The 26,301-nt window shown below is 73.6% G+C and carries 20 protein-coding genes and 1 pseudogene; 6 read left to right on the top strand and 15 right to left on the bottom strand.

What is annotated here, in order from left to right:
* Positions 1–61 precede the first annotated feature (61 nt).
* Both ELR47_RS14005 and ELR47_RS14010 read right to left on the bottom strand, forming a co-directional pair.
* Positions 62–2,875 (bottom strand): vitamin B12-dependent ribonucleotide reductase, encoded by a 2,814-nt coding sequence (locus ELR47_RS14005; protein ID WP_130650450.1) that lies wholly within the window; start codon positions 2,873–2,875, stop codon positions 62–64.
* Positions 2,876–3,340: 465 nt separating this feature from the next.
* Positions 3,341–4,666 carry a GAF and ANTAR domain-containing protein gene (locus tag ELR47_RS14010; RefSeq protein WP_130650451.1) on the bottom strand — a complete coding sequence of 442 codons (1,326 nt, stop codon included), beginning with the start codon at positions 4,664–4,666 and terminating at the stop codon, positions 3,341–3,343.
* A gap of 199 nt (positions 4,667–4,865) precedes the next feature.
* Between ELR47_RS14010 and ELR47_RS14015 the strand changes: the two genes are divergently transcribed.
* Entirely contained in the window at positions 4,866–6,263 is a 1,398-nt protein-coding gene (locus ELR47_RS14015) for an AI-2E family transporter (RefSeq protein ID WP_130650452.1), read from the top strand.
* Between the two features lie 666 nt (positions 6,264–6,929).
* Positions 6,930–8,105 (top strand): S-layer homology domain-containing protein, encoded by a 1,176-nt coding sequence (locus tag ELR47_RS14020; RefSeq protein WP_130650453.1) that lies wholly within the window; start codon positions 6,930–6,932, stop codon positions 8,103–8,105.
* A gap of 117 nt (positions 8,106–8,222) precedes the next feature.
* On the opposite strand, the gene ELR47_RS19405 is transcribed toward ELR47_RS14020, so the two are convergent.
* Together ELR47_RS19405 and ELR47_RS19410 are read right to left on the bottom strand one after the other, a co-directional pair.
* Positions 8,223–8,768 (bottom strand): amidase family protein, encoded by a 546-nt coding sequence (locus tag ELR47_RS19405; RefSeq protein ID WP_370469420.1) that lies wholly within the window; start codon positions 8,766–8,768, stop codon positions 8,223–8,225.
* 185 nt (positions 8,769–8,953) lie between these two features.
* Positions 8,954–9,832: pseudogene (locus ELR47_RS19410) on the bottom strand (amidase family protein); the annotation flags it as partial.
* On the opposite strand from ELR47_RS19410, the gene ELR47_RS14030 reads away from it, so the two are divergent.
* Positions 9,798–10,685: a GNAT family N-acetyltransferase gene (locus ELR47_RS14030; RefSeq protein ID WP_130650454.1), complete on the top strand. Its 888-nt coding sequence runs from the start codon at positions 9,798–9,800 to the stop codon at positions 10,683–10,685. The pseudogene ELR47_RS19410 and the gene ELR47_RS14030 overlap by 35 nt on opposite strands.
* A 531-nt stretch (positions 10,686–11,216) precedes the next feature.
* Here the strand turns inward: ELR47_RS14030 and ELR47_RS19170 are convergent.
* The 4 genes from ELR47_RS19170 to ELR47_RS14050 form a co-directional block, all read right to left on the bottom strand.
* Complete coding sequence (locus ELR47_RS19170; protein ID WP_268234458.1) at positions 11,217–11,348, bottom strand: PIN domain-containing protein; 132 nt, start codon at positions 11,346–11,348, stop codon at positions 11,217–11,219.
* Between the two features lie 51 nt (positions 11,349–11,399).
* Positions 11,400–12,227 carry a putative RNA methyltransferase gene (locus ELR47_RS14040; RefSeq protein ID WP_205745267.1) on the bottom strand — a complete coding sequence of 276 codons (828 nt, stop codon included), beginning with the start codon at positions 12,225–12,227 and terminating at the stop codon, positions 11,400–11,402.
* A complete protein-coding gene (locus tag ELR47_RS14045) occupies positions 12,220–12,738 on the bottom strand; it encodes a nuclear transport factor 2 family protein (RefSeq protein WP_130650455.1) in 519 nt (172 codons plus the stop codon). Before ELR47_RS14045 ends, ELR47_RS14040 begins: the two co-directional genes overlap by 8 nt.
* Before the next feature lie 176 nt (positions 12,739–12,914).
* On the bottom strand, positions 12,915–13,793 hold the full coding sequence (locus ELR47_RS14050) for a hotdog family protein (RefSeq protein WP_130650456.1): 879 nt from the start codon (positions 13,791–13,793) through the stop codon (positions 12,915–12,917).
* Between the two features lie 141 nt (positions 13,794–13,934).
* Between ELR47_RS14050 and nrdR the strand changes: the two genes are divergently transcribed.
* On the top strand, positions 13,935–14,411 hold the full coding sequence (gene nrdR / locus ELR47_RS14055; protein WP_130650457.1) for a transcriptional regulator NrdR: 477 nt from the start codon (positions 13,935–13,937) through the stop codon (positions 14,409–14,411).
* A 32-nt stretch (positions 14,412–14,443) separates the two neighbouring features.
* On the opposite strand, the gene ELR47_RS14060 is transcribed toward nrdR, so the two are convergent.
* Positions 14,444–14,890, bottom strand: coding sequence for a hypothetical protein (locus ELR47_RS14060; protein WP_130650458.1), 447 nt, complete (start codon positions 14,888–14,890; stop codon positions 14,444–14,446).
* 419 nt (positions 14,891–15,309) lie between these two features.
* Here ELR47_RS14060 and lexA point away from each other — a divergent pair, with 419 nt between their 5' ends.
* Positions 15,310–15,990 carry a transcriptional repressor LexA gene (gene lexA, locus ELR47_RS14065; protein WP_370469419.1) on the top strand — a complete coding sequence of 227 codons (681 nt, stop codon included), beginning with the start codon at positions 15,310–15,312 and terminating at the stop codon, positions 15,988–15,990.
* A gap of 3 nt (positions 15,991–15,993) precedes the next feature.
* Here the strand turns inward: lexA and ELR47_RS14070 are convergent, their stop codons facing one another.
* From ELR47_RS14070 to dapF, 3 genes are all read right to left on the bottom strand, one after another.
* On the bottom strand, positions 15,994–17,616 hold the full coding sequence (locus tag ELR47_RS14070; RefSeq protein WP_276319925.1) for a GGDEF domain-containing protein: 1,623 nt from the start codon (positions 17,614–17,616) through the stop codon (positions 15,994–15,996).
* Positions 17,592–19,082, bottom strand: coding sequence for a GTPase HflX (hflX, locus tag ELR47_RS14075; protein WP_130650460.1), 1,491 nt, complete (start codon positions 19,080–19,082; stop codon positions 17,592–17,594). The genes ELR47_RS14070 and hflX overlap by 25 nt, the downstream gene beginning before the upstream one ends.
* Before the next feature lie 95 nt (positions 19,083–19,177).
* A complete protein-coding gene (gene dapF / locus ELR47_RS14080) occupies positions 19,178–20,110 on the bottom strand; it encodes a diaminopimelate epimerase (protein ID WP_130650461.1) in 933 nt (310 codons plus the stop codon).
* A 144-nt stretch (positions 20,111–20,254) separates the two neighbouring features.
* Here dapF and ELR47_RS14085 point away from each other — a divergent pair, with 144 nt between their 5' ends.
* Positions 20,255–22,885 carry a penicillin acylase family protein gene (locus ELR47_RS14085; RefSeq protein ID WP_205745268.1) on the top strand — a complete coding sequence of 877 codons (2,631 nt, stop codon included), beginning with the start codon at positions 20,255–20,257 and terminating at the stop codon, positions 22,883–22,885.
* A 265-nt stretch (positions 22,886–23,150) separates the two neighbouring features.
* On the opposite strand, the gene miaA is transcribed toward ELR47_RS14085, so the two are convergent.
* The 3 genes from miaA to miaB are packed head-to-tail and all read right to left on the bottom strand — an operon-like array spanning position 23,151 to position 26,301.
* On the bottom strand, positions 23,151–24,080 hold the full coding sequence (miaA, locus tag ELR47_RS14090) for a tRNA (adenosine(37)-N6)-dimethylallyltransferase MiaA (protein WP_130650462.1): 930 nt from the start codon (positions 24,078–24,080) through the stop codon (positions 23,151–23,153).
* Complete coding sequence (locus ELR47_RS14095; RefSeq protein ID WP_130650463.1) at positions 24,077–24,808, bottom strand: hypothetical protein; 732 nt, start codon at positions 24,806–24,808, stop codon at positions 24,077–24,079. The genes miaA and ELR47_RS14095 overlap by 4 nt, the downstream gene beginning before the upstream one ends.
* Positions 24,805–26,301, bottom strand: coding sequence for a tRNA (N6-isopentenyl adenosine(37)-C2)-methylthiotransferase MiaB (gene miaB, locus ELR47_RS14100; RefSeq protein ID WP_130650464.1), 1,497 nt, complete (start codon positions 26,299–26,301; stop codon positions 24,805–24,807). Before miaB ends, ELR47_RS14095 begins: the two co-directional genes overlap by 4 nt.

Genomic DNA, 26,301 nt, shown 5'->3' on the forward strand with positions numbered 1-26,301 from the left:
TCGGCCCCGGGCGAACCCGGGGCCGACGAACCTCACACGCTCACACGCTGCCTTGGATCAGTCAGCTGCAGCCGCTGGTGGTGCCGCAGCTCTCGCAGACGTGGCAGGCGCCGGCGCGCTTCATCTTGATGCCGCACTCGAAGCACATCGGGGCGTCGTGGTCGACCGGGACGCTGCCGGCCGACAGCAGCGGCTTCGCCGCCGCCACCGACGCCGCCGACGGCGTGGTCGGCACAGCCGGCTGCTCGTCGTGGCCGTTGGCCTCGTCGAGCATCGCGGTGCGCTCCTCGAGGGTGAAGATCCCCAGCGCCTCGCGCTTGTCGTACGGCAGGTACTCGATCGCCAGCTTGCGGGCCAGGTAGTCCACCACCGACGTGGAGAAGCGGATCTCCTCGTCGTCGGTCATCCCGGCCGGCTCGAAGCGCATGTTCATGAACTTGCTGACGTAGCTCTCGAGCGGCACGCCGTACTGCAGACCGATCGACACGCTGATCGCGAACGCGTCCAGCAGCCCCGACAGGGTGCTGCCCTGCTTGCCGAGCTTGACGAACACCTCGCCCAGCCCGTCACCGGGGTACTCGCCCGCGGTGATGTAGCCCTTGGCGTCGGCGACCTGGAAGCTGATCGTCTGGCTCGGGCGGGTCTTGGGCAGCTTGCGGCGCATCGGCACGTACGCCTCGGCCGGCAGCGGCGCCGCGGCCGGCGCGTCGAGCTTCGCGTCCGCCTTCTTCGACACGCTCAGCGGCTGCGCCACCTTGCAGTTGTCGCGGTAGATCGCGATCGCCTTGATGCCCATCTTCCAGGCGTCGTAGTGCAGCTGCTCGACGTCCTCGACCGTCGCCTCCTCGGGCAGGTTGACGGTCTTGCTGATCGCGCCCGAGATGAACGGCTGGGCCGCGGCCATCATGCCGACGTGACCCATGTAGTGGATCGCGTCGTCACCCATGGCGCACTGGAAGACCTTGGTGTGCTCGTCGCGCAGCGCCGGCGCCCCGTGGATGGTCTTGTTCTCGTCGATGTAGGCGACGACCGCCTCGACCTGCTCCTCGGTGTAGCCGAGGTGGCGCAGCGCCTGCGGCACGGTGCGGTTGACGATCGCCATCGACCCGCCACCGACCAGCTTCTTCATCTTCACCAGCCCGAGGTCGGGCTCGATGCCGGTCGTGTCGCAGTCCATCATCAGGCCGATGGTGCCGGTCGGGGCCAGCACGGTCGCCTGCGCGTTGCGGAAGCCGTGCTTCTCGCCGAGCTTCAGCGCGTCGTCCCACGACTCGCGGGCGGCGTTGAGCAGGTCCTTGGCGACCGGACGCGGGTCGATGCCCTCGACCGCGTCACGGTGCTTGCCGATGACCCGCAGCATCGGCTGCTCGTTCTTCTTGTAGCCGGCGAACGGGCCGGTCACCCGCGCGATCTCGGCCGAGGTCCGGTAGGCGTGCCCGGTCATCAGTGCCGTCAGCGCCCCGCACCACGCCCGACCCTCCTCGGAGTCGTAGGGCAGCCCGATCGACATCAGCAGCCCACCGAGGTTCGCGTAGCCCAGGCCGAGCTGGCGGTAGGCCAGCGCGTTCTCGCCGATCGCCTCGGTCGGGTAGCTCGAGAACCCGACGATGATCTCCTGCGCGGTGAACACGACCTCGACGGCGCGCTTGTACGCCTCGACGTCGAACCGGCCGGCCGAGTAGTCGTAGAACTTCTTGAGGTTCAGGGACGCGAGGTTGCAGGCCGAGTTGTCGAGGTGCATGTACTCGCTGCAGGGGTTCGAGCCGTTGATGCGGCCCGACTCCGGCGTGGTGTGCCAGTCGTTGATCGTCGAGTCGTACTGCAGACCCGGGTCGGCGCACTCCCACGACGCCTGCGAGAGCTGGCGCATCACGTCACGGGCCGACTTGGTGTCGATGACCTCGCCGGTGGTGACCGCACGCAGCTCGTAGTCGCGGTCGTCCTCGTACGCCTTCATGAACTCGTCGGTGACCCGGACCGAGTTGTTGGCGTTCTGGTACTGGATCGACGCGTAGTCCTCGCCGTCGAGGTCCATGTCGAAGCCGGCCTCGCGCAGCACGCGGACCTTCTTCTCCTCGCGCGCCTTGGTCCAGACGAACTCCTCGATGTCGGGGTGGTCGACGTTGAGGATCACCATCTTGGCCGCGCGACGGGTCTTGCCACCGGACTTGATCGTCCCGGCCGACGCGTCGGCGCCACGCATGAACGACACCGGGCCCGAGGCCTCGCCGCCGCCCTTGAGGATCTCCTTCGACGAGCGGATCGAGGACAAATTGATGCCCGCGCCCGAGCCGCCCTTGAAGATCGTGCCCTCCTCGACGTACCAGTTGAGGATGGACGACATCGTGTCCTCGACCGAGAGGATGAAGCACGCCGAGCACTGCGGCTTCTCCTCGACGCCGACGTTGAACCACACCGGCGAGTTGAACGCGGCCTTCTGGTTGACCAGCAGGTGCTTGAGCTCGGCGACGAAGACCTCGGCGGACTCCTCGTCGGCGAAGTAGCCGCCCTGCGTGCCCCAGCCGCCGATGGTGTCGGCGACGCGGTCGATCATCTGCTTGACCGAACGCTCCCGCTGGTCGGTGCCCAGCGTCCCGCGGAAGTACTTCTGCGCCACGATGACGGTCGACATCATCGACCAGGACGCGGGGAACTCGACCCCGCGCTGCTCGAAGGAGACCGACTGGTCGCGCCAGTTGGTCAGCACCGCGTCACGCAGCTCCCACTCGAGCTCGTCGTAGGGGTGCACACCCGGCGTGGTGAAGTGGCGCGCGAACTTCAGGCCGGACTTGCGACCGCGCTTCACCACCCGCAGGGCCTGGCCGGCTGCGTCGGTGTCGACGGTCGTGGTGTCGTCCGCGGTGATCTCCGCCATTCGGGCGCGCTCCTGTGCTCGTGCTGCTGTCGCAGTGTCGGTCCCGAGGCTCCCCCGGGGGTGCGACGTGTCGTCGCCGGCCGGTCGTCGAGCGTGTCTTCGAGGTGGAACTACACGCGTGTGACCAGGGCCTCACTGTCGCCGTTCGTCGGACCCTACGCAAGCAGGGACTCGAGGCGTTGGACACCGCGACACACAACCGCTAGTGGCTCTAGGGGGAACGCGACCACAACATGTGGTGTTCCCACAGGTGATGCCCCGGTCCGTCCCGAGGTTTCACACAGACCGGCGCCGGGTTGTCCACACCCCCGTCCACCGCTTGCCGTACTTGCACAGCGCGCAGGTCGCGCGCCGGCGCGGCGCCTCCGGACGAGGCCCTGGCCGTTCGACCGGGCAGCCTCCGCGGGAGCCTGAGCGCGCGTCCCGCGGTCCGGCGGGCGGACGACGCCGAGCCGGCCGGGACGCTCAGGTGTCCAGGCGCCGCCAGGTGACCAGCAGCGCGTCGCCGATGCGGGCGGCCGCCATGGTGTAGCGGTGGTGCACACGACGGCCGTCGAGTTCCTCCTCACCGAGGTACTCGTCGACCACCGCGGGCTCCCCGGTCGCCAACACCTCGAGGAAGGTCGGGAAGAGCCGGCGGCTGGCCGTGCGGGGATAGAGCTCGAGCACGGTGCTGCGCACCAGCTCACCCGGCTCGTCGCGACCGACGGCCTCCAGCGCCGCCCGGTTGACGAAGTCGATCCGGAAGTCGCTGACCCGTCCGTCGTCGTCGCGCAGCGGCTGGAGCACGAACGCGGGCACGAGCACCGCGTCGAGTGCGACGCGGAACCAGTCGCGGGCGCCCACGCCGGCGTCCGGGGGCGGCAGCCCGACCTCGGTGGTGCGCAGCAGGCGAAGCAGCGGACCGACGAGCTGCTCGCCGAGCTCGGACAGCCGGGCCTCGTCGGCAGCGGCGAACGTGCGGCGCTGCCGCCACGACAGCGCGTACACGCCGACCGCCTGGTCGCGCACCCGCAGCGGCACGCACGCCTGGGCCTCGAAGTCGGCCAGGATCCGGCCGGTGAGCGGAAACCGGCGGACGCAGGTGTCGAGGTCCTCCAGCAGCACCGGTCGTCCGGCGCGGACGGCGGTCATCAGCGGCACGTCCACCTCGGGCGGCATGCGCAACCACGACGACATCAACTGCCGGTCGTAGCCGACGTTGCCCACGATCCGGACCGCGCCGTCGGGTTCCACCGCGCACAGCAGCGCCGCATCCGGTGCGAGGTCCGCGGCCGTCTCGGTGGCCAGGATGCCCACCAGCTCGTCGAGATCGCGGGCGGCGTCGAGCGCGGCGGCGCCCAGCCGCCGGTCCGCCTGGCGCAGCCCGTCGGCTGCCGTGGCGACGGCGAACAGCGCGTCGAGGTCGCGGTCGTCGGCCGGGGCGACCGGTTCGCGGGCCGTGATGGTCGCCGTGACCACCGCAGCCGCCACGCGCGCCAGCTTCTGGTTGGTGCGCTGCGAGTGCTCGAGCAGCTTGCGGAACGCCGCGTCGGGGTCGCCGCCGGTGCGGGCCATCAGCACGCCCTTGGCCTGCTCGATCACGCCCCGGTGACGCAGCGAGCGGCGCAGTCCCTCGTTGTCCTCGCGCAGCCGGGTGACGGCCGCCTCCAGCGCCTCGCGACCCGCGACGTCCGCGCCGCGACCGACGTCGGGGACCTCGCCACCGGCCGCGCCTGCGGCGCGGTCCGGCCCGGATGCGTCCGCGCGGCCGGCGGGCGCGTCGCCGTCCGGCCGTCCGAGCGCGGTCACGTCGCCGACTCCGTCAATCGACTCGACCTCGACCTCGTCCGATGACGCACGGCGCGCCATCGACCCGCTGGCGATCCTAGGCGTGACGTTGCCGTGCTGGTCAATCGACCAGCACGCCCGCGTCCGAAGGACCGCAGCGGTGTGGCCCTGCCGGCCGTTTAGGATCCGCGCGCCCGACACCAGCCTCCCGGGGGACGCCATGCAGGACGACGACGGCTCCGGCGCTCCCCCGCCGCCGGGGCGCGAACCGTCGGGGAGCACCCCTGCGGACCGCGCGCCGCAGACCGCGGACGACGCCGCAGCGACCGCGCCCGCCGGCGCCCCGGCCCCCGACGAGCCGGCCACCGGCGCCCCGACCGCGGGCCCCCCGACCGCGGACGAGCCGGCCACCGGCACGCCGACGGCGGGTGAGCCGCCCGCCGGCGCCCCGGCGACGACCCCACGGGCCGGCTCCCGCAGGGCTCCCGCCCCGCCGGTCTACGAGCGGGTGCCCTCGTGGCTGGTGACCGGCTCGGCGTGGGGCTGGCGGCTGCTGGTGCTGCTGGTGGGCGCCGTGGCGGCGCTGTACGTGCTGACCACGCTGTCGTTGGTGACGCTGCCGATCGTCATCGCGCTGATCCTGGCGACTTTGTGCGTCCCGCCGGCCCGGGCGCTCGAGCGCTTCGGGCTGCCGCCCGCCGCTGCGGCGCTGATGGTGGTCGGCGGAGGGTTCGTCGCCCTCGGGGGGCTCGTCGCCGCGCTCACCCCGGCGTTCGTCACCCAGGTCCAGGACCTCGAGCCCACGGTGCTCGAGGCGGTCGACACCCTGTTCGACCTGCTCGAGGACAGCCCACTGGGCTGGGACCGCGAAGAGGTGTTCGGGTTCGTCGACCAGGGCGTGGAGGCGCTGCAGCAACGCGGCGGCGAGGTCGCCGGCCAGGTCATCAGCGGCGCCGCGCTGGTGGTGCAGGGCGTGGCGGCGTTCGCGCTCGCGGTCGTGCTGCTGTTCTTCTTCGTCAAGGACGGCGAACAGATCGTCGGCTGGTTCATCGCCCGCTCCCCCGACGCCCACCGCGACACCATCCGGGCGGTCGGCCGTCGCGCCTGGGCGGCGCTGGCCGGGTTCGTGCGCGGCACCGCGGCGGTCGCGCTGATCGACGCGATCGGCATCGGTGTCGGCCTCGCGGTCCTGCAGATCCCGCTGGTACTGCCGATCGCGGCCCTGGTGTTCCTCGGCGGCTTCATCCCCGTGATCGGCGCGTTCGTGACGGGGATGCTGGCGGTGCTGGTCGCGCTCGCCGCCGGTGGTGTGCAGCAGGCCCTGATCGTGTTGGCCATCGTCGTCGCCGTGCAGCAGCTCGAATCCAACGTGCTGCAACCGGTGATCATGCGCCGGGCGGTGTCGCTGCACCCGGTGGTGATCCTGGCCGCCCTGACCGCCGGTGCGGCACTGGTCGGCGTGGTCGGCGCGTTCCTTGCCGTGCCGATCGCCGCGGTCGTGTCCGCCGTCGGCAACGAACTGCGCCTGCGGGCCGAGCGGGACGCGGTCAGCGAGCCGGGAGCCCCCCAGGCGCCGATCGGCCCGCCGGAGGAGCCGGTGCCCACCGACGAGCTGTGATCAGCCCGGCGCCCCTCCGCGGCCGTGCCGAACCGGCCGCGCGCGAGCGATCGCCGCTCGCCGGAGCACCCCGGGCGCGCTGAGTTCGGCGTCCCCGCCGACGCACCCGGTGCACGGTCGGTTGCGCCCTTCCGGCAGGCGCGCACGCAGCGCACACACGCATCGACCCGAATCCGGCCTCGATCGGGCGCGCGAGAAAGCGGTCGACAGGGCTGCGCGCCCTGCCAACCTCGCCGCCGGTGCGGGAGCCGAGCGGCGGGGCCGAGAGGGAACGAGAGGCAACGGCGCGTTCAGTCGTCTCGGCGACGGATCGCATGTTGCCAACCGGCACGCGAGGACTAGTTCGTCCGTCGTTCAGCGCCCCTCGGGCCGTCCGGCGTGGCTTGTGAACGTCGGCACGAGCGTCGGGGTTCCCGGCGGGCGCGGTTCGCATTCGGTGCGCTCGGCACTTGGGAGCCGGCTTCACTCCCCGACCGGTACCGGGGGACGGGCACTGTCCGTCCCCCGTTTCGCTGCCTGACCGGGTCCGAATGGCCAGCCCAGCGACCGCGAGCGACACCTCCGCCCGCATCACCGACAGCGAGTCCGAGCACCGCACGGACCTCTGAGGTGGGACGTCGGCCTCCACGGCGACGTCGCCCCTAGCCCCCGATCAAGGAACGCTTCTTGCGACGCTTGTCCTCCCTTCGTCAGCGGCTCGTCGTCGTCGGACTGATGACCGGCCTGCTGGCAACCCTCACCGGCCCTGCCTTCGCCTCCTCGTCCTCCATCGAGGTGCGCGACTTCGGCTCGCAGATCGACGCCTACGCCCGCTACGAGGGCCAGAGCCGCTGCGCATCCGCCGAGCAGCCCGGTGTCCGAGACTTCCGCGCCCTGCTCCAGCGCAACTACGGCGCCAACGCCGGCGGCATCCTGCGCAGCTGTTCGCAGGGCGGCAAGAGCGAGCACAAGGAAGGCCGCGCCTACGACTGGATGCTCAACGCGCACAACGCGAGCGACCGTCGCAAGGCCGACGAGGTGATCGGCTGGCTGCTCGCCACCGACGAGCACGGCAACCGCCACGCCATGGCCCGTCGTTTCGGCATCATGTACATCATCTGGAACCGCCAGGTCTGGAACGCCTACCGCCCCAACGACGGCTGGCGCCCCTACACCGGCGCGTCGCCGCACACCGACCACGTCCACTTCTCGTTCACGTGGGACGGCGCGCAGCGCAAGACCTCCTACTGGACCGCTCCCGACGCCGCGGTGGTCCGCCCCGCCGTCGCACCCGGTCCCTTCCGCGACGTGAGCTCCCAGCACAGCTTCGTCGACGAGATCACCTGGGCCTCGGAGGCCGGCATCACCACCGGGTTCCAGGACGGCAGCTTCCGTCCCGGCCAGGACGTGACCCGCGCGCAGATGGTCACCTTCCTGTGGCGCACGATGGACTCGCCGCGGGTCACCACCGCCCACGGCTTCCGTGACGTCCCCTCGGACGCCCACTACGAGGCCGCCCTGCGCTGGGCCGCCGCGGAGGGCGTCATCGGTGGCACCGCTCCGGGCCTCTTCGACCCCACCGGCACCCTGTCGCGGGCCCAGATGGCACGGATGATGCACCGCCTGGTCGGCGAGCCGCTCGGCGCCCCGATGCACCCGTTCATCGACGTCAAGAGCCGCGACGACGTGCCGGTGTCGTTCCTGCACCGTCGCAACATCACCGGCGGCATCGACGGGACCCGCTTCGCCCCGCACCACACGGTGACCCGGCAGCAGGCGGCGACGTTCCTCTACCGCCTCGCCAGCAACCAGTACGCCTGGACCGTCGCGGACCGCACCCCCTCGACCGTCCGCTTCAGCTGACCGTCCCCTTCGGCTGACCGTCGCGTCGGCCGACCGTCCCCAGCGCCCGTGCACCGGCGCGAGGGACGGGTGACCGGAGAACCACCGCGCCCGGCTGGGCCGCCACCTCCCGCATCGTCAGGAGGTCGGCACGCCCCAGCCGGGCGCGTGCCGTGTCCAGGGTCGCTGCCGCTCGAGTTGCGCGGCGACGGCCAACACCAGGTCCTCGCGTCCCTGTGCGGCGACGACCTGCACCGACAGCGGCCGGCCCCGGTGCGTGCCCAACGGCACCGCGGCGACCGGCACGTCGGCGAGGTTGAACGCCGAGGTCAGCGGATAGGCCCACAGGTTCGCGGCCGCGTTCGCCAGCCAGCTGCGCGTGTGCCAGGCGTGCGCCCCGGGAGGGTCGTGCGCCAGGGTCGGCAGGACCAGCACGTCATACCGCGCGAACAGCCCGTCGAGCCGCTGCTGCCAGTCGCGGGCCTGCTCGTCACGGACCGGCAACCGCCGCGCCATCGCCCGGCCGAGAGCGACGTGGCGGGCCGTCCGCGGCTGCAGGCGGGCCTCGTCGATGCCGAGCAGCTCGACGTCCTGGGCGGCGCCCTGGGTCCAGCGCGCGAGCACGGCCGGCAGGACCGCCGGGTGGTGGGGCGGCTCGGCATGGTTGACCGCGTGCCCGGCCACGCGCAGCAACCGGCCGGCCTCCTGGCCGCGTCGATCCAGTGGCGGGCGAGGTGCGCGCCGGCGACCGGCGGCCGCCAGGCGACGGCGACCTCGAGCGGCGACGACGGTGGCGCCACCCGTCGCAGGTGCGGCGTGCCCGCCAGCACGTCGAGCAGCAGGGCCGCGTCGGCGACGGTGGTCGCGATCGGCCCGTACCGGCTCATGCCGAACCACTGCGGGCGGCCGTCGACGATCGCCGGCGCGAGCGACGCCCCGGGCTTGACCCCGACCACGCCGCACACGGCCGAGGGGATACGGATCGAGCCCAGCCCGTCGGAGCCGAGCGCGATCGGGACCACGCCGGCGGACACCGCCGCCGCCGAGCCGCCCGAGGACCCGCCGGCGGTGCGCGAGGGGTCCCACGGGCTGACGCTGGTGCCGGTGGCGTCGTCGGAGGTGCCCCAGACCGCCAGCTCCGGCGCGCGGGTCTTGCCGATCGGGATCGCGCCGGCCGCCCGCAGCCGCGCGACGACCGGTTCGTCGTCCTCGACCGGGTCGGTCGAGGCACCCAGCGAACCGTGTCCGGTGGCCTCGCCGGCGAGGTCGGCGACGTCCTTGACCGCCACCGGCACCCCGGCCAGCGGCAGCTGCGCCCGGTCGGCGCGGGCGTCGACGGCCGCGGCCTCCTCGAGCGCGGCCCGCCGGCGCACCGACACGAACGCGCCCAGGCGGTGCTCCACGCCGGCGAGGTGGTCGAGGTGGGCCTCGACCACCTCGACCGCCCGGACCCGCCCCTCGGCGACCGCGGCGGCGATCTCGATCGCGCTCGCCCCGACCCAGCCCGTCGCGGTCCCCGGGCGCGCCGGGCGCGCCCCGGGCGTCGTGGACGTCGTGCGTGTCGTGCCGTCGCTCATCGGTTCGATTCGTCCCTCGTCGTGACCTTCGCCGATCACCCTAAGCCCCCTGCCACCGACCGGCACCGCGTGGTACCTGTACGAGTTGCACCGTCGGCGCACCTCGGTGCGTGCCAATCCGACGAAGGGGGCGACGTTGGCGGCCGACCGCCCGGAAGTCCATCTGCGCATGCTCGTGTCCGACGACGCCGACTGGCTGGTCGAGGTCGACCGGGCCACGGCGTCGGGTCTCGCCCGCGGCTACACGTGGGACGTCGACAAGCTCGCGGCCGAACTCGACGAGGGCGTGTGGGCTTCCGACGACGACTTCGGCTGGGCGATCGTGGTCGACGGCGAGCCGGCCGGGTTCACGCTGGTCACCGGGCTGTCCGGTGAGGACGCCAGGATGTCGATCCGCATCGCCCCGCGGCTGCGCGGCCGCGGCGTCGGCCGCGAGGTGCTGCGCCAGCTCGCCGACCACCACTTCCAGGCCAACCCGCACCTGCTGCGCCTGACCGGCCGTGCACACGAGCACAACGTGCCCATGCAGCGGGCGTTCAACGCGGCCGGCTTCCGCATGGAGGCCCGCTACCGCGAGTCCTACCGGGCCACGCCGGACGGTCCGGCCGCCAGCGAGTGGGGCTACGCACTCACCCGCCGTGACTGGGAGGCCGGTCGCCACCGGCTCGGTGACCTCGGCTACGACCTGCACGGGCTGTGGTTCGAGGTCGACCAGACCATCGACGGCCCGCAGGGGCACGGCCTGCGGTTCAAGTTCCTGCAGGAGGGCCGGCGCGCCATCGCCCGCTACGACGCCCACCGACTCACCGACGGCGAGCTGGCCGGGATCGTGGTCGGTGACGTGATCCGCTACCGCTTCGTGCACACCGAGGAGCGCCGCAGCGGCGGGCTCGAGGTCATGGGCCGCGGTCGGGCGCGACTGCAGCGGCGTGGGGACGGTCGCCTCGAGGTCGTCGACGAGTGGTCCGACGACACCGGCTCCCACGGCCGCCGCGTCCTGGTCGAACGCCGCGACGAGTCCTGACGCCGGTTCCCGCCACCCGCCTGCGCCGGGGGCGCGTCCGCGTGGGAGGAGACCTGCGGAATCACGAGCCCGCCGGTCGGGGGGACGCGCGGCGGCGCAGCGGTGGCGCCGCGGTGGCGCCACGGTGGCGCCGCGGTGGCGCCGCGGTGGCGCCGCGGTGGCGCGAGCGGGGTCAACGGGGCGTCAGTACGGCGGTCAGCGTTGACCGACAGGCCCTCCAGCACGGCGGGCCCGGCCATCTCCGCGACCCCGGGCATCGTGCAGAGAGACAGCCGTCGTCGCCCGGGTGCCGCCGGCAGGGTCTCGCCGGAGCCATCCGTGCGTCCTGATCCGCACCGCCCGACGTCCGGACGCACGGATCACGCGCAGCGCCACCGCGAGCGTCGATCCGTGCGTGCTCATCTGCACACAGCCGGCGTCCGACGCACGTGCGTCGCACCGGACGTGCCCGGCGGGGTCGCGTGTCGCCACGTCAGGCGGGAGGCACGCATCGCTACCGCCGGGCCGGACCGTCGAGCTACGCCCGTTGCGCTACTCGTCGAGACGGAGCCGCTCGAGCTGCTGGCCGGTCGCGTCCGCGATGATGTCGAAGTCCTTGTCGCGGTGGAGAACGGCGAGGCTCGCCAGCTCGGCGGTCAAGACGGCCGAAGGTGTCAGCAGCATCCGCTGTGCACACCCTGCCGGTGCCGGTCCCGTCGACACCCGCTGACGAGCTCAGCGGGGCGTGAAGCGGGCGACGTGGACGGCGACGGTCACCTCGGTTCGCTCGGGCAGCCGTTCGGCGCGGGCGGCCAACGCGGCGGCGTCGAGGTGGTGCCCCGCCGGGCCCATGGCGGCCAGTGCCGCCGCGGTGGCGCGACCGACCGTCGTGGTGGCGCGCACCTCGCGGGTGTCGAGGTGGTCGAGGTGCGGGTCGAGCTCGGCGTGCAGACGCTCGGCCTTGCCGGGATCGACCGTCAGCATCCCGAGCGGGTCGCGCAGTTCGGCGAGGTGGTCCGACGCGGGGGTCACCACGACCAGTCGTCCGCCCGGGACCAGCACGCGGGCCGCCTCGGCACCGTTGCGGGGGGCGAACACGGTCAACACGACCGCGGCCGTGGCGTCCAGCACCGGCCAAGGCTGCCACACGTCGGCGACGACGGCGGTCACGTGCCCCGGGTCGGCCCGTGCGGCCCGCTTGGCGGCGGCCACGCTGAGATCGGTCGCGACCGCGGCCCGCTCCCCCAGGACGCGTCGGACCGCGGCCAGGTGGTGCGCGGTGCCGGCGCCGACCTCGACCAGCACGCCGTCCGGTGACCCGACACACGCCTCGACGAGCGCGGCGGTGACCGCGTCGAGGTGGCCCGCGTCGAGCACGGACTGCCGGGCGTCGAGCATCGCGGCGGTGTCGCCCGACACGCGTCGTGGCGGGGAGGTGAGCAGGTTCACGTACCCCTGGCGGGCGACGTCGAACCGGTGCCCGCGGGCACAGCCCCAGGACCGCTCGGCACGGTGCAGGGCCCCGCCGTCGTGGGGGCAGCGCAGCGGCGCCGGGTCAGGCACCGAAGCGAGCGGGGACGTCCTGGACCGGCACGCCCGACGCCGCGACCGTGGCGGCGGCGACGAACGGGGCCACCGGTTCGGCAGCGGCCGGGGCGAGCGTGGCCGTTCCCGCCAGCGGGCTCGCGTCGTCGGCTGGCTGGGGACGGTGTTCGGCGCCCTCGAGCCGGCAGCACCGGCCGTCCTCGTCGAACGCGACGCTCAGGACCGCCTCGAGGCCGTAGGGCGCCGTCGGCGCCTGGGCGTGCAGCTGCACGTGCACGAGGTGCGTGTCGCCGTCCTCACCGAGCCACCGGCAGACCGCCAGGCGCTCCTCGAGGACCACGACGTCGCGGCTCCAGTGCTCCTCGATGGCGCCACGCCCCTCGAGAGCGGGCAACGAGGGCGCCGGCCGGTAGCGGACGGTCTTGGAGAACAGGTCCCCCGCGGCGAACACGTCGGCCTGCTCGAAGGCACGACGGAAGCCCTGGATCCACGCGGCGACGTCGGTGGGCGGGGTCAGCTGGGAATGCATGCGCAGGTCCTTCGCGCACGACGCCGGCGCGGACGCACGGATGGCGTCGACGCCGGCGGCGAGGTGGTCGGTGCCGTCAGGGCAGCGGTTCGTCGGCCCGTCGGTGCAAGGCGTTCGTTGCGCCGTCGATGCGACCTGTCGGCCGTCGAGGCGCGAGGTTCACCGGCCGGGCAGGGTCAGTCCCCGCAAGGTAGCTGCGCGACGCCGATGTGCAGGCCCGACGAGGTCGCGTAGACCACCCCGTCCTCGTCGACGAGCGCACCGCGTGCACGCACCTTGCGGCCGTCCACCCCGTCGAGCCGGGCGACCGTGCGCAGTGGCTCCATCACCGGCGCGTCGCCGAAGAACCGCACGTGGTAGTGGCCGAGCAGGGCGCCCTCCCAGCCGTTGGCCTCGACCTCGTGCCACGCCGACCACACCGTCGGACAGTCCAGCACCGCGGACACCAGCAGCGGGTCGACGACGCCGCGCTCGTCACCCAAGACCTCCTCGGCCACCCATGGCTGGCTGATGCGGCCCTCGCCCGCCCACGCCGGCAGGATCCCCAGCGCGTGCTCGTGGCGGGGGTCGCCGCCGCACACGAAGCAGTGCGGGAACGGCGAATCGGTCCGCCCCGGCGGGATCGGCACGGTGGCGAGCTCGAGCAGGTCGTACACCCGCGGCGCCGGGTCGTGGCCGGCGAGCTCCACGGTGGCGGCGACCAGCGTCTGCTCGCCGTGGCGGGTCTCGACCTCGTAGCGGGCGGTGACGTCGGTCGGCCGGACGCGGATCGTCAGCGTCGTGTCCAGCGGCGTGGGCGCGAACAGTCGCGCGTCGAGGCTGGTCAGCGGCGCGTCGATGCGATCCACCGCCCGCGCGGCGGCGATCGCGACGCCGGTCGCGAAGCCGCCCTGCAGGATCCCGGCGGGACCGTCGAGGCCGGCAGGCACCTCGAGCTCGCGTTCGAGCCAGCCGTCGACCACCCGGGCCTCGGCACTCATGGACATGCCCAGCACGGTCGGACCGACCGGCACCGGGGTGTCGTCGACGGGGGTCAGCACGCGCAGATCACTCATGGCGCGGACCCTAGTCGGCAGCGCTCGCGGCGACGCGGTCGCCCGTGGTGTGCGCCGGCCGCGACGCGGGTGCTCGGTCCCGCGCCCGAAAGGTCGTACCGTCGCGCTCCCGAGCCCTGCGACCAGGACCCCTGCTCCCCGATGCGCTGTCCCGAGTGCGGCATCGACGACGACAAGGTCGTCGACTCGCGTCCGACCCCCGACGGTGCGGCGATCCGCCGCCGTCGGCAGTGCCGTGCCTGCGGCACCCGCTTCACCACCTTCGAGCGGGTGGAGCTGCCCGAACTGCTCGTCCGCAAGCGCTCCGGCGTGGTGATCCCGTTCTCCCGGCAGAAGGTGCTCGACGGCATGGCGCGCGCGGCCAAGGGGCGCGTCGCCCAGGAGGAGCTCGAGCGGGCCGCGGCACGGGTCGAGCAGCAGCTCCGCGTCGGCGGTGCCCGCGAGGTGCCCTCCGAGCAGGTCGGGGTGAAGGTGCTCGCCCAACTGCACGAACTCGACGACGTCGCCTACGTCCGCTTCGCCTCGGTCTACAAGGACTTCCAGGGTCCCGAGGACTTCGAGGAGGCGCTGCTCACCCTGCGCAAGGACGCCCCGCCCAAGGCTCCCGACCCCGCCTGACCCCCGTCCGCCGCCAGACCCCGTCCGTGGGCTCACCGTGCGGGCAGCAGCACCACGGTCCAGGCGTCGACCTCGGCGGCGGTGTCCAGGCCGTTGAGTCGGACGACCTCGTCGAGGTGGCGGCGGGTGTCCATGCCGTCCGGCGCGGTCGCGACCGCGACGTCCCACAGCGTCTGTCCCGGCTCCACGACCACGTGACCGCCCACCTGGCTGGTCGGCTCCGCGAACGCGCCCGACGTGACCCGGCCGATCGCCGCCGTCAGCGCCAGGACCACCGTCAGCAGGATGGCGACCGCGACGGCCCGACGACGCCACAGCACCGCCGCCGACGGCCGGTCGGTGCCAGCCCGGGCCGGGACCGCGATCGGGGCCGCGGGACGCGTCCGCACCGCGGGACGGGCGGGCATCGCGGGGCGCGCCGGCCTCACGGCACGCGGACGACGGCGGACCAGGGGTGCCGGCAGGGCGCTCGAACTCATCGGAAGGCTCCTTCGGCTGGCGGGGTGCGCAACGGCGGTCGCTGCGGCGGTGGAACGGACGCTAAGGAGGGGGTGTGACACGGCCGGTGTGTCGGCGTCGGTCACTGGGGTGCGCGCCGGCCGGCGGTTCGTGGTCCCACCTGCGTGGAATCGAACATCCGTTCTGCTAGGCAGTGAACCGAACGGGCGTTCGAGAATCAAGCGTTCGTTCGAACGGGTGTTCGCTTTCGTACAGGGTGCGTGTTACGGTCACGGCCATCCGAACGCCCGTTCGGCACGGCCGTTGGAACGGCGTGAAGGACAGTCTTGCCGCCGGTGGGACGGCGGCGACCGTCCGACGAGCTCCCCCGGACGTCGCGTGAGCCGCCCGACCCCGCCCACCCGACGTGACTCGACCCGACCCGACTCGACCCGACCCGATCCTCCGCACTGCGCCAGGAGCCCTCGTGAGCGAGCAGCCCCGCGACGTCAGCGACCTCACGCCCCGCCAGCGGGCGATCCTGGAGGTCATCCACGCCCACGTCGACGCGCACGGTTATCCGCCGTCGGTGCGGGAGATCGGTGACGCGGTCGGCCTCAAGTCGACGTCCTCGGTGCACGCGCAGCTCGAGACCCTCGAGGGCAAGGGCTACCTGCGCCGCGATCCGACCAAGCCACGCGCGCTGGAGCTGGGCCGTGACCTGGAGCTCGGGCTGCAACTGCGCCCCGGCGCGTCACGCAACGTCCCGCTGGTGGGCGAGATCGCGGCCGGTGGCCCGATCCTGGCCGAGGAACGGGTCGACGCGGTGTACGCGCTGCCCAAGGAGCTGGTCGGCGAGGGGCAGCTGTTCCTGCTGCGGGTCCGTGGTGAGTCGATGATCGAGGCCGGCGTCCTCGACGGCGACCTGGTGGTGGTGCGCGAGCAGGCCTCGGTGGAGCAGGGCGAGATGTGCGCCGTGCTGATCGAGGGCGAGGCGACGGTCAAGTTCTTCCGGCGCACCCGGACCGGGGACGTCTTCCTCGACCCGGCCAACGCGGCCTACGAGCCGATCCCGATCGTGCCCGGTCAGGACGCCCGCATCATGGGCAAGGTCGTGACCGTGATGCGCTCGGTGCGCTGAGGCTCAGCGGCCCCCGGGGGCACCGTTGGCGGCCAGCTCGACCAGGGCGAGCAGCAGGCCCTCGTGCGGCGCGAGCGGCTGGGTGACCGCGTCCCCCATGATCTCGACCAGCCACCCGACCCCGTTGCGGGTGGTCCCGGCCGCGAGCATCGACACGTAGCCGTTGGCGGCCAGGAACGCCCGTTCGGTGGAGTGGCCGTCCTCGAGGGTGGCGAAGAACACCCCGCCGCGCAGCACCGCCGCGGACGCGGGATAGTCCGCCAGCGGATAGCGGTCCCCGGCGGCGACCGGCATGGTGCCCGTGCCGAGGTCCCCCTGACGCAGGTACTCGCCACGGCGGATCACCAGGTCGCGCCCGTCACTGTCCGACAGCCACCACGACGCCGCCCCGAGCCCCTGCGCCACGCTGGCGGCCAACGCCGCGAGCCGCTCCTCGGTGTCGCCGTCGGCGGCCTGGACGGCGGTCAGGACCCGGCCTGCCAGCTCCCGTCCGGCAGCCCGGTCGGCGGCGCCGATCTGGTGACGCGCCAGCGTGCCCAGCCCGTCGGCGACCCGGCCGTTGCGGGTCGCGCGGGACTGGCGCTTGGAGCGGTACTGCATCGCATCGGCCAGCCGCAGCAGCGCCCGCCCCGCGGCCGCCGGCGACGGTGCCCCACCGGGCCGTTGCTCCGCGACGGCGAACCCGCAGGACAGGCCGTCACCGACCGCCAGCGCCTCGACCTCGGCGGTCAGACGCTTGGTGACCTCCTGCATCTGCTCGTCGTCGACGCCCTCGAGCACGACGGAGAACTCGTCGCCGCCGATGCGGGCCGCCAGGCCACCAGGGTGGCGCGCCACCTCGGCGGTGAGCACGCGCGCCACCTCGCGCAGCAGCCGGTCGCCCTCGGCGTGGCCCTGTTCGTCGTTGACCTCCTTGAGGCCGTTGACGTCGCCGACCAGCAGCCCGACGGGTGCGGCCAGCGGGTCGCGGGCGAACACGCGCTCGAGCCGGTCGTCGACCGCGCGCCGGTTGCCCAGGCCCGTGAGTCGGTCGCGGTAGGCGAGCTCGTGCAGCACGGCGCGGTCCTGCAGGTGGCGCAGCGCCGCCCCGACCAGTCCCATGAGGGTCTGCGCCACCATCAGGTCGAGCTCCTCGAACGGCGGTCGGCCCGCCCGCCGGGTCACGTACAGCTCGCCCCACACCTGCCCGCCGACGAACACCGGCGAGGACAGCGCCGCGTACTTGTCCAGCGACACCAGCAGGTCCCGGTCGGGGCCGGGCAGGTCGGGGTCGTCGAGCGTCCCCGTCCAGGACCGGCCCTGCAGCAGCACCGTCACGAGGTTGCGCCACCCGTCGATGCGATACGTCTCGTGCAGCGGACGCGGTTCCTCCCACGGCGCCAGGTCACCGTGGTTGCGCAGCACCCGGGTGATGCCCTCGGCGCGGTCGAAGCGCGACAGTGAGGCCGCGTCGGCGCCGAGGCAGCGCACCGCGACCTCGACGGCCAGGTCGTAGACCTCGCCCTCGTGCTCGCTGCGCCCCAGCCGACGGCCGGCGAGCGCGAGCGAACGCAGCCGGGCGGCGAGATCGGCGCTGCCCCGCAGTGAGGTCGACTCCTCGGTCAGGTCCCCGTCTCCCGTTCCCAGTCCTCGGGCTCCTCGGCGAACACGTCGACGTCGAGGTACGGGCGCAGTCGGCGCGCCGCACGGACGTCGAGATCGGCCACGAGCTCGGTCCCCTTGTCCCCGTGCGCCTCCTTGACCACCTGCCCACTGCGGTGTGCCAAGGCGACGAGATCCTGCCGTGCGTAGGGTACATGCGCGCTGATGCGGATCCGCTGTCCCGGGATCCGGAGTCCGATGCGCTCGACGAGGTCCTCGATGCCCTCGCCGGTGTGCGCCGACACGAGCACCGGGTCGGCGTCGAGTTCCACCTGCACCCGACGGGCGAGCGCCTCCACGGTGGCCGGGTCGGCCCGGTCGATCTTGTTGAGCACCAACTGCTCGGCGCCGGCGTCGGCGCCGATCTCCTCGAGCACCTCGTGCACGGCGACGATGTGCGACTCCGCCTCCGGGTGCGAGGCGTCGACGACGTGCACGAGCAGGTCGGCGGTCAACGACTCCTCGAGGGTCGACTTGAACGCCTCGACCAGCCCGTGCGGCAGCTTGCGGACGAACCCCACCGTGTCGGTGAGCACGATGTCGCGGCCGTCGTCGAGCGGCAGACGCCGCACGGTCGGGTCCAGCGTCGCGAACAGGCGGTTCTCGACCAGCACGTCGGCGCCGGTGAGGCGGTTGAGCAGCGACGACTTGCCGGCGTTGGTGTAGCCGACCAGCGCCGCGACCTGCACCCGGTTGCGTTCGCGCTCGGACGCCTTGGTCTCGCGGATGCGGGCGTAGTCCTTCAGGTCGCGACGCAGCTTGGCGATGCGTCGCATGATGCGGCGACGGTCGACCTCGAGCTGGGTCTCGCCCGGTCCACGACCACCGATGCCGGCACCACCGGCGGTGCGGCCACCGGCCTGCCGCGACAGTGCGGTCCCCCACCCACGCAGGCGGGGCAGCAGGTAGTTGAGCTGGGCGAGCTCCACCTGCGCCTTGCCCTCGCGCGAGGTGGCGTGCTGGGCGAAGATGTCGAGGATGACGATGGTGCGGTCGAGCACCTTCTGCTTGACCCGCTCCTCCAGCGTGCGCTGCTGCGCCGGCGAGAGCTCGTCGTCGAACACGACGGCGTCGGCGCCGTGGGCGGCCACCAGCTCGCGCAGCTCACCGACCTTGCCGCCACCGATGTAGGTCGCGGCCTGCGGGGTGTCCAGCCGCTGCACGACGCGCTCGACCACCTCGGCACCGGCGGTGTCGAGCAGCGCCTCGAGCTCGTCCAGCGACGCCTCGACGTCCGCCGAGGTGCGTCCGGGCAGCTGCACGCCGACGATCACGGCCGCCTCGACCCGCCGGATGATGTCGACGCCCTCGCGCGGGGCGCCCTCCTCGATGACGTCGCGGCGGCGGCGACGTTCCTCGGCACGCGAGAGCTGCTCGGCGCTCAGGCCCGAGCCGTCGCCGAGCAGCAGGTCGTCGGCGGCGGGCTCGTCGTCGAGCGCGTAGCCGTCCACGACGTCGTCGAGGGGCGCGTCGTCGAGCGGTGCGTCGTCGCCCGGGTCGGACGCGGACGGTCCGCGAGGTTCGGGGGAACGGGGGTCGTCGGAACTCAGGGTGCGGTCTCCAGCAGGCCCGACCGCGCGTCGCGCAGCCAGGCGTCGTCGAGCGTGCCGTGTCCGACCTCGACGGCCGGACCGGTCATGTACACGGAACCTCCAGCATGCCACCGGACCGTCAGTGTGCCTCCCGGCAGTCGGACGGCGACCTCGTCGTCCACACGTCCGGCGCGTCGCAGGGCGACCACGGTCGCACACGCGCCGGTACCGCACGCGGCGGTCTCCCCGACGCCGCGCTCCCACACCCGCAGGCGAACGGAACCGCGGTCCACCACCTGCGCGAACTCGACGTTGGTCTTGGCCGGGAAGGCGGCGTGGGTCTCCAGCGTCGGGCCGAGGGTCGTGACCGGGGCGGTGCCGACGTCGTCGACCGTCAGGATCGCGTGCGGGTTGCCCATCGACACCACCGCGAGCTCGACCTGCCGGTCGCCGACCTGCACCGTGGGGCCGAACGCGTCGGCCACGGCGGGCCCGGTGCCGGCGGCCGTCGCGTCGAAGGGCACCTCGACCGGCTCGAGCGCGGGCGGGCCCATGTCGACCTCGACCTCGGCGACCGTGCCGTCGGCGTGACGGGCCACCACCCGCACCGGCCGCGGCCCCGAACGGGTGGCGACGACGACCGTGCCGTCCTCGCGGGGGGTGACCAGGCCGTGGTCGACGGCGTGCTTGGCGGTGACGCGCACGCCGTTGCCGCACATCTCCACCACGGAGCCGTCGGCGTTGCGGTAGTCCATGAACACGTCCGCACCGGCGTTGGCGCCCTCGAGACGGGCGACCCCGCCCACCCGGATGACGCCGTCCGCGCCGATCCCGAACCGCCGGTCGCACAGGGCCCGCACGAGCGCTGCGGACACGTCGAGGTGGTCGTCCGGATCGCGCAGGACGACGAAGTCGTTGCCGGTGCCATGGGCCTTGGTGAACTCCATCGGCGACAGCGTACGCGCACGTTCTGGGGTTGACACCGGTAACCCGGCCGGCGCGGCTGCTTGACTGCGCCGCCGTCGGCCTGGCGGGGCCACCGCCGCACCAGGCGACCGGGACCGGCTGCCCGCCCGGTGGCAGGAGTGCGCGTGGGACGGGTCGGGACGTGGTTCGCGCGTGGGCTGACCGCGCTGGTCGTGCTGGCGCTGCTGGTGGCGCTGGGCGTGGCCGCGACCACCACGGTGCTGGTGCGACGCTCGCTGCCGACGCTCGACGGCGAGCTCGCCGTGCCCGGCCTGGACGCCCGCGTGAGCGTCCAGCGCGACGCCGCCGGGATCCCCACCATCGTGGCGCGCACCAGCGACGACCTGTTCCGGGCGCAGGGCTACGTCCACGCCCAGGACCGGTTCTGGGAGATGGACGTGCGCCGGCACATCACCGCCGGCCGCGTCAGCGAGCTGTTCGGCGACACACAGCTCGACACCGACCGGTTCGTGCGCACGCTCGGGTGGCGACGCGTGGCCGAACAAGAGCTGGCGATCCTCGCCCCGGACACGCGACGGATGCTCGAGGCCTACGCCGAGGGCGTCAACGCCTGGATCGGGGACCAGCGCGGCAGCCGGCTCTCGCTCGAGCACGCCCTGCTCCCGGTCGCCGGCGCCCGCGGGTACGAGGCCGAGCCGTGGACGCCGGTGGACTCGCTCGCCTGGCTCAAGGCCATGGCGTGGGACCTGCGCTCCAACCTCGAGGACGAGCTGCTGCGTGGGCGGCTGCAGACGGTCGACCTCGGTGACGGGCGCGACTGGCAGGAGCTGTTCCCCACCTACCCCTACGACCGCCACGAGACCATCCTGAGCGCCGACGACCTCGCGTCGGCCGCCGACTACGACCCCGCCGACGGCACCCGCGACGCGTCCGACGACGCAACGGCCGGCGAGGCCGCGGACGACGGCGAGGGCGAGGTGGCCGCCGCGCTCGACGCGGCGCTCGCGCAGGCGCAGCAGGCGCTGGCGGGCGCCCCGCAGCTGCTCGGGGACGGCGCCGAGGACGGCATCGGCTCGAACTCGTGGGTGATCGCGCCGGAGCGTTCGGCCACCGGCGGCGCCCTGCTCGCCAACGACCCGCACCTCGGTCCGGCGCAGCCCTCGCTGTGGTACCAGGTCGGCCTGCGCTGCGCGGAGGTGACCGAGGACTGCCCGTGGCACGTCGCCGGGTTCTCGTTCTCCGGCGTGCCCGGGATCATCATCGGCCAGAACGCCGACGTCGCGTGGGGGTTCACCAACCTCGGTCCCGACGTCGCCGACCTGTACGTCGAGCAGCTCGACGGCGACCGCTACCGCACCGAGGACGGCTGGCAGGACCTCGAGGTGACCACCGAGGCGATCGCGATCGCCGGGGGCGGCAGCGAGGAGCTGACGATCCGCGCGACCCGCAACGGGCCGCTGTTCTCCGAGGTCTCCGCCGCCGGCCGCGACATCGCGCAGGGCCCGCAGGGGGCCGCGGGTGATCAGGCCGCGGTCCACGCGTCCGGTGAGGTCGCGTTCGCCGTCGCCCTGCGCTGGACCGCGCTCGAGCCGGCCAACACCATGGACGGGGTGCCCGCCTTCATGCGCGCGACCGACTTCGAGAGCTTCCGCGCCGCCGCGGCGGACTTCCTGGTCCCCAGCCAGAACCTCGTCTACGCCGACGTCGAGGGCCACATCGGCTACCAGGCGCCCGGACGCATCCCGGTGCGTTCCACCGGCGACGGCACCGTGCCGGTGCCCGGGTGGACCGGTGAGCACACCTGGGAGCGCTACCTGGACTTCGAGGAGCTGCCGTTCGCCTTCGACCCGCCCGACGGTCAGCTCGTCACCGCCAACCAGGCGGTCCTGCCGCCCGACGAGGAACCGTTCCTGACCGTCGACCCCGACGCCGGCTACCGGGCCCGCCGGATCCACGAACTGCTCGGCGAGCGCGACCGGTTGACCCTCGACGACCTGCTCGAGATCCAGCTCGACAACCACAACGGCAACGCCGAACAGCTGGTCCCCTTCCTGCTCGCCGTCGACGACGTCGACGACGAGGCGGCGACCGCCCAGCGGGTGCTGCGCGACTGGGACCTGCAGGACGACGCCGACGCTGCCGGCGCGGCGGTCTTCAACGCGACCTGGGCACACCTGCTGCGCCGCACCTTCACCGACGAGCTGCCCGACTGGGCCGCACCCTCGGGCGGGTCGCGCTGGTGGGAGGTCGTGCGCGCACTGGTCGACGAGCCCGACTCGCCCTGGTGGGACGACCGCGGCACGGAACAGGTCGAGACCCGCGACGACGTGCTGGCCGCATCCCTGGGGGACGCCACCACGGAGCTCGTCGAACGCTTCGGCGACGACCCCGCCGACTGGCGCTGGGGGGCGATGCACACGCTGCTGCTGCGCCACGGCACGTTCGGGGACTCGGGCATCGCCCCGGTCGAGGCGCTGTTCAACCGGGGGCCGCTGGAGGTCGCCGGCGGCACCTCGGTCGTCAACGCCAACGGCTGGGACGCCAGCCAGGGCTACGAGGTGACCTGGGTGCCCTCGATGCGCTACCTGGTCGACACGAACGACCTCGACGCGGGTCGCTGGATCCACCTCACGGGCCAGTCGGGCCGGCCGTTCTCGACGCACTACACCGATCAGGCCGAGCTCTGGCGCGACGGCGGAATGCTCCGGCTGCCGTTCTCCTCCGACGCCGTCGACGCCGCCGCCGAGCACACCCTGACGCTCACGCCGGGGGACGCGACCCCGCCGGCGGGCTGACGAGCAGCCCGTGGCCGGCTTCGAGCCGGCGACACGCGACCCCGCCGGCACGTTCGGTGCGACGCACGTGCGTCGGAAGCCGGCCGTGTGCAGATGAGTCCGCACGGATCGACGGTCGCGACGGCCCTGCGCGCGATCCGTGCGTCCGGACGTCGGCCGGTGCGGATCAGGACGCACGGACGGCTCCGATCAGGCCCTGCGCGGTTGCGCGGCGGCACCCGGGCGACGACCGTCCTCGCGCGTACGCCGCGAAACCGCCACCGACTCACGCGGCGGCGAAGTCGGCGAGGAGCGCCTCGGGGTCGATCGGGGTGCAACGGGGGTCGGCGCGGAACCAGCTGCGTTGGCGCTTGGCGTAGGTCCAGGTGCGCTTCGCGATGGCGTCGGCCAGCCCGTCGAACGGGGCGGCGCCGTCGAGCACCGCGGCCGCCTCGGCGTACCCGATGGCCTTCGCGGCGGTCGCCGACAGCCCGCCAGGCGCCGCTCGCAGCGAGGCGACCTCGTCGAGCAGCCCGTCGGCGACCATCGCGTCGGCCCGGGTGCGGATGCGCTCGCGCAGCACCTCGGTGTCCGGTTCGAGGTAGCCGACCGCCAATCCCGGGTGAATCGAGCGGTGGTCGTGCCAGGCGTCGGCGAAGGCCGAGAAGCGCTCCCCGGTCAGCTCGAGCACCTCCAGGGCGCGCACGGTGCGGCGCAGGTTGGCCGGGTCGATGCGCTCGGCCGCGGCCGGGTCGCACGCGGCGAGGTGCGCGTGCGCCTCGACGGGCCGGTCCGCCCAGGTCCGTTCCAGCGCCGCCCGCAGGCGCGGGTCGGTCGGCGGGAAGCGCAGGTCGTCGACGACGGCGCGGAAGTACAGCCCCGACCCGCCCACGAGCAACGGCGTCACGCCACGCGCCAGCACGTCGTCGACCGCGGCCCGCACCGTGCGCTGGAACCAGGCGACGGTGACCTCCTGCGAGGGCTCGCACAGGTCGAGGCCGTGGTGGGGCACCTCGGCGCGTTCGGCGGCGGTCGGTTTGGCCGTGCCGACGTCCATGCCGCGGTAGACCGTGAACGCGTCGATCGCGACCAGCTCGGTCGGCCGGCCGGCGGCGATCCGACGGCGGGCGAGGTCGAGCGCGAGCGACGACTTGCCGCTCGCGGTCGGTCCGACCACCGCGAGCACGGGCCGCGGACCGGGGCTCGCGCTGGTCACGACGGCAGGGTGTCGACGGCGACGAGGCGCCCCTGCCCGCCGACGGTCAGGTGCTCGGGTCGCAGCGGCCCGCGCCGGCCACCCGCGGTGAGCAGGACCGCGAGCGGCGCCCACCCGTCGGCGCCGAGCCGGTTCGCGGTCACCGGGCCGAGCGTGGCGAGACGCTCCGGTTCGTCGTCGCGCAGGGCCACGACCGCGTCGCGGTCCCAGTCGGCCGCCCGCCGGCCGTCGCCGTCGGCGTCGGCGAGGGCGAGGTCACCGGCCGCGACCACCGCGATGCGACGCTCGGTGGCGCGGGCGGCGCCGGCGATGCCGGCCGCGATCGACTCGAGCGCCTGCCAGCCGGCAGCCCGTGGCACGGTGACCGGCAGCATGCAGGCCGAGGGCTGCATGGTCGCGGCGAGCAGTGCCAGCACCGCGAGCGGTCCCTCGAGCCAGTCGCCACGTACGCGGGGCGTGCGCCCGCGGGTGGCCAGGGCGGCGAGCAGTTCCTCGTCGTGGTGCAGTTCGACGCGCAGCCCCGGCTGGCCACTGGCGTGCAGTGTCGCCCCGGAGGCGTCGTGGACCAGGCCCTCCTCCCCCGCGGCGAGCAGCACGAACGAGTCCACCGGGGGCAGCTGCGTCAGGGTCCGGTCGACGGCCTGCCGCAACTGGCGGGCCGCCGGATCCGTCCCGGGCGTGAACAGTTCGACGGCCGTGGGCAGGGCCGCGCGGCCGACGACGGTCACGGACCGGCCGGTGGCGCGCTCAGCACGGGCAGCCGCAACCCGCGTGCCCCGGGCGTCGGCGCCGCGTCCGTCGGCACACCGTGCCCCTCGCCGCGGGCCATCGCCGCGCCGGCGGCGCGACCGGCGGCGGTCCGACGTCGGATCGCGGCCGGTCCACCGATGGCGTAGTTCGCACTCGCCTCGAGGATCTCGACCTCGACGAGGTCGCCGGGGGCGAACGCCGGCTCGCCACCGGACGTCGACGGCGCCGGGAAGTGCACCAGGTGGTTGCCGCGGGTGCGCCCCGACCAGCGCGACGGGTCGGTCTTGGACGGCGACTCGACCAGCAGTTCCTGGCGGGTGGTGAGCAGCCGCTGGTGGGCGGTCAGCGACTGGGCCCGGGTGAGCTGCTCGAGCCGGCCGTAGCGCTCACGCACCACCTCGGCCGGGACGTACTCGTCGACCAGCGCGGCCGCCGGCGTGCCGGGACGCGGCGAGTACTGGAAGGTGAACGCCTGGTCGAAGCCGACCTGCGCGACCACGTCGAGGGTGGCCTGGAAGTCCTCGTCGGTCTCCCCCGGGAAGCCGACGATGATGTCGGTCGTCAGCGCCGCGTCGGGCATCAGCTCCCGGGTGCGCTCGACCAGCGCGAGGTAGCGCCGGGCCCGGTAGGAGCGGCGCATCAGGCGCAGCAGCCGGTCCGAGCCCGACTGCAACGGCAGGTGCAGGTGCGGGCAGACGTTGGGCGTCTGCGCCATGGCCTCGAGGACCTCGTCGGTGAAGTCCCGCGGATGGGGCGAGGTGAAGCGCAGCCGCTCGAGCCCGTCGACGGTCCCGAGCTCACGCAGCAGGTCGGCGAACTGGGACCGTCCGGCGAGGTCGCGGCCGTAGGAGTTGACGTTCTGGCCGAGCAGCGTCACCTCGACGACGTCGTCGGCGACCAGGGCGCGGACCTCCTCGACGATGTCGCCCAGGCGTCGCGAACGCTCCGGCCCGCGCAGGCTGGGCACGATGCAGAACGTGCAGCTGTTGTTGCAGCCGACCGCGATCGACACCCACGCGTGATGACGCACGCTGCGCTTGGCCGGCAGCGCCGAGGGGAAGGTCTCCAGCTGCTCGACGAGCTCGACGACGGGGATCGCGGCGGAGTCCGCCTGCGCGAGCAGCTGCGGCAGGTCGGGCAGGTTGTGAGTGCCGTAGACGACGTCGACCCACGGCGCCTTGCGGGCCACCGTGTCACCATCCTTCTGCGCGAGGCAGCCCCCGACGACGATGGTCAGATCGGCACCCTCGCTGCGGCGCTGGTCCTTGAGGCCCTTGAGGTGGCCCAAGGTGCCGTAGAGCCGGTTGTCGGCGTTCTCGCGCACCGCGCAGGTGTTGACCAGAACGAGGTCGGCGGCGGTCTCGTCCGGCGCGCGTCGGTACCCGAGCGTCTCGAGCATGCCGGCGGCACGACCGGAGTCGTGCTCGTTCATCTGGCATCCGAACGTGCGGATGAAATAGCTCTTGGCCAC

Source organism: Egicoccus halophilus, from assembly GCF_004300825.1.
Taxonomy (GTDB): domain Bacteria; phylum Actinomycetota; class Nitriliruptoria; order Nitriliruptorales; family Nitriliruptoraceae; genus Egicoccus; species Egicoccus halophilus.